The organism is Paracoccus onubensis (assembly GCF_003591515.1).
Classification (GTDB): Bacteria; Pseudomonadota; Alphaproteobacteria; order Rhodobacterales; family Rhodobacteraceae; genus Paracoccus; species Paracoccus onubensis.
Genome location: NZ_QZCG01000036.1, coordinates 1 through 2525, shown reverse-complemented (window position 1 = coordinate 2525; position 2525 = coordinate 1). Strand labels below are relative to the sequence as shown.

The following is a 2525-nucleotide window of genomic DNA, read 5'->3' as shown; positions in this document are numbered from 1 at the left end:
GTAAGCGCGACGCCGATCCCCTCCTGCCATTTTTGAGTTGATGCCTTCATTCTCCACGCACATGTGCGGCGGAGGTTTTGGATTTGGAGAGAGACGGCAAAATGGGCGTCCAATTGGACGGCTCTATAGGCGTCGGGGTCTCGCGGCTTGAGGTGATCGGGGGGCCAAGCGGTCGTCGGCGGCGGACGAAGGCAGAGCGGGCGCGGATCGCGGCGGAGAGCATGATGCCCGGGGTGACGGTCGCAGATACTGCGCGCAAGCACGGCACGACCCGCTGGCAGATTTACGATTGGCGCAAGCAGATACGCAAAGGTAATTTGGTGGTGCCCGAAAGCGTGGCGGCCTTGCCGTTCTTCGCGGAACTGGTGGTTGATGACAGCGCGACTGAGGCTTCGGCGGCCGTCCCCGGGTCTGATCTCGAAATCGTGGTGGGCGACATCGTCATCCGCGCGGGTCCTGGTGTCGACGAGGGCCAACTGACCCGGGCAATCCGCGCGGCACGGGCAGCGGCGTCGTGATGTTCGGCCAGGGCGGCCCGGTGAAGGTCTTCGTGGCGACCCGGCCTGTCGACTTTCGCAAGGGGATCGACGGTCTGGCACTGGCGGTGCAGGAGATGTTCGGGATGGACCCGTTCTGCGGAGCCGCCTTTGTGTTCCGAGCGAAGCGGGCGGATCGGATCAAGCTCTTGATCTGGGATCAGACCGGGATGGTGCTGGTTCACAAGCGGCTCGAGGGCGGCAAGTTCGTCTGGCCACAGGTGCGCGACGGGGTCATGCGCATGTCCGGAGCGCAGTTTGCAGCGCTGTTTGAGGGCGTGGATTGGCGGCTGGTCCGACCCGAACGGGCGCGGCGCCCGCTGGCGGCGGGGTGACTGGCAGGCTGCGTCGAAACGCCTGTTTTTGCTGGCCTGCAAGGGCATCCTGTGATTCACTTCCCGCCATGGAAACAGCTGATCTTGCGCGCGAAAACGCCCTGCTGAAGGCCCGCCTCGCCGAGGTGGAGGCGACGCTGGCCGAGACGCAAGAGGCCAATCGGCGGCTGCAGGATATCCTGCACGCGGCGCAGCGCGAGAAATTCGGCAAGCGCTCCGAAAAGCTCTCGCCCGACCAGTTCAACCTGCCCCTGGAAGATGCCGAATTTGCTCAAGGTGTGCTCGAGGCAGCACAAGAAAAGGCCGAAGCGGCGATGCAACGGGCGCGCGGAGAAACACCGCGCAAGCCCAAGCGCAACCGTGGCCATCTGCCGTCGCATCTGCCCCGGGTCGAGCGCGTGATCGAGCCTGCCAGCACGCTCTGCCCCTGTGGATGCGGCGAGATGGCCAGGATCGGGGAAGACGTGTCCGAACGGCTCGACGTGATCCCCGCCCAGTTCCGGGTGCTGGTCACGCGGCGCCCGAAATACGCCTGCCGCCGTTGCTCGCAAGCTGTCGCGCAGGCCCATGCCCCCGAGCATGTCGTGCCCGGCGGGCTGCCCACGGAACTCTTCATCGCCTGGATTATCGTCTCGAAGTTCGGTGACCACCTGCCGTTTTATCGGCAGGCCGAGATCTTCAAGCGGCAAGGGATCGATCTGGACCGCGGCACACTCGGCAACTGGGTCGGGCGCGCCTGTTTCCACCTGATGCCCGTCATCAACCATATGCGTGCCCATCTGCGCAGTGCCGACCGCATCTTCGTGGATGAAACCCGCGCGCCGGTGCTGAAACCGGGCCTGAAACGCACCAAGAGCGGCTTCTTCTGGGCCGTCGTCGCCGATGATCGCGGGCATGGCGGTGCTGGCCCACCCATCGTGCTGTTCCATTACGCCCCCGGCCGGGGGAAAGAACATCCTTTGAAGTTCCTTGGCGGATACCGGGGCCGCTTCCTGCAATGCGACGCCTACCAGTCCTACAACGCGATGACCGAGATCGCGCGCGACAATGGTCCGTGGCAACTGGTCTATTGCTGGACCCATGTCCGCCGCCGCTTCGTAAAGCGCTTCGAGAGCGATGGCTCACCCATTGCCGAGGAAATGCTGCGCCAGATCGCGCTGCTTTATCAGATCGAGAAGTCCGTGCGGAGCAAGGAGGCCGCTATGCGCCTTGCTGCCCGGCGTGAGCATTCGGCCCCGATCATCGCGGCGCTGAAACCCTGGCTGGAAGCCCAACTCTCGCGCATCCCGCAGAAATCCCAGCTTGCCGAAGACATCCGCTACTCCCTCGCGCACTGGCCCGGACTGATCCGCTTCCTCGAGCACGGCATGCTGGAGCTCGACACCAACCCGGTCGAGAACCAGATCAGGCCGATTGCCCTGACAAGAAAAAATGCACTCTTCGCCGGGAATGAAGTCGGCGCCGAAAACTGGGCTATGCTCGCCTCGCTGGTCGCTACCTGCAAGATGTCCGACGTGAACCCGGTCGACTATCTCGCCGCCACACTGCGCGCCATCCTCGACGGTCACCCGCAAAGCGGTATCGAAGACCTCATGCCATGGCGCTTCAACCAGCCGTCAAGCCTCGCAGCATAGGGCCGCAACGTCGCGCTTAC

3 protein-coding genes are annotated in these 2525 nt (G+C 64.2%); all 3 read left to right on the top strand.

Translation table 11 applies throughout. The features are described from left to right. Positions 1-101: 101 nt before the first annotated feature. The gene (tnpA, locus tag D3P04_RS23005) at positions 102-518 is read left to right on the top strand and encodes an IS66-like element accessory protein TnpA (RefSeq protein WP_119752218.1); all 417 of its coding nucleotides are present in this window, start codon (positions 102-104) and stop codon (positions 516-518) included. Further along, positions 518-871 carry an IS66 family insertion sequence element accessory protein TnpB gene (gene tnpB, locus D3P04_RS23000; RefSeq protein ID WP_119752217.1) on the top strand — a complete coding sequence of 118 codons (354 nt, stop codon included), beginning with the start codon at positions 518-520 and terminating at the stop codon, positions 869-871. The genes tnpA and tnpB overlap by 1 nt, the downstream gene beginning before the upstream one ends. Positions 872-939: 68 nt before the next feature. Further along, entirely contained in the window at positions 940-2505 is a 1566-nt protein-coding gene (tnpC, locus tag D3P04_RS22995) for an IS66 family transposase (RefSeq protein WP_119752216.1), read from the top strand. Positions 2506-2525 lie beyond the last annotated feature (20 nt).

Coding starts and splice junctions, on each gene's coding strand:
- tnpC (WP_119752216.1), top strand. CDS start 940: ATGGAAACAGCTGATCTTGCGCGCGAAAACGCCCTGCTGAAGGCCCGC.
- tnpA (WP_119752218.1), top strand. CDS start 102: ATGGGCGTCCAATTGGACGGCTCTATAGGCGTCGGGGTCTCGCGGCTT.
- tnpB (WP_119752217.1), top strand. CDS start 518: ATGTTCGGCCAGGGCGGCCCGGTGAAGGTCTTCGTGGCGACCCGGCCT.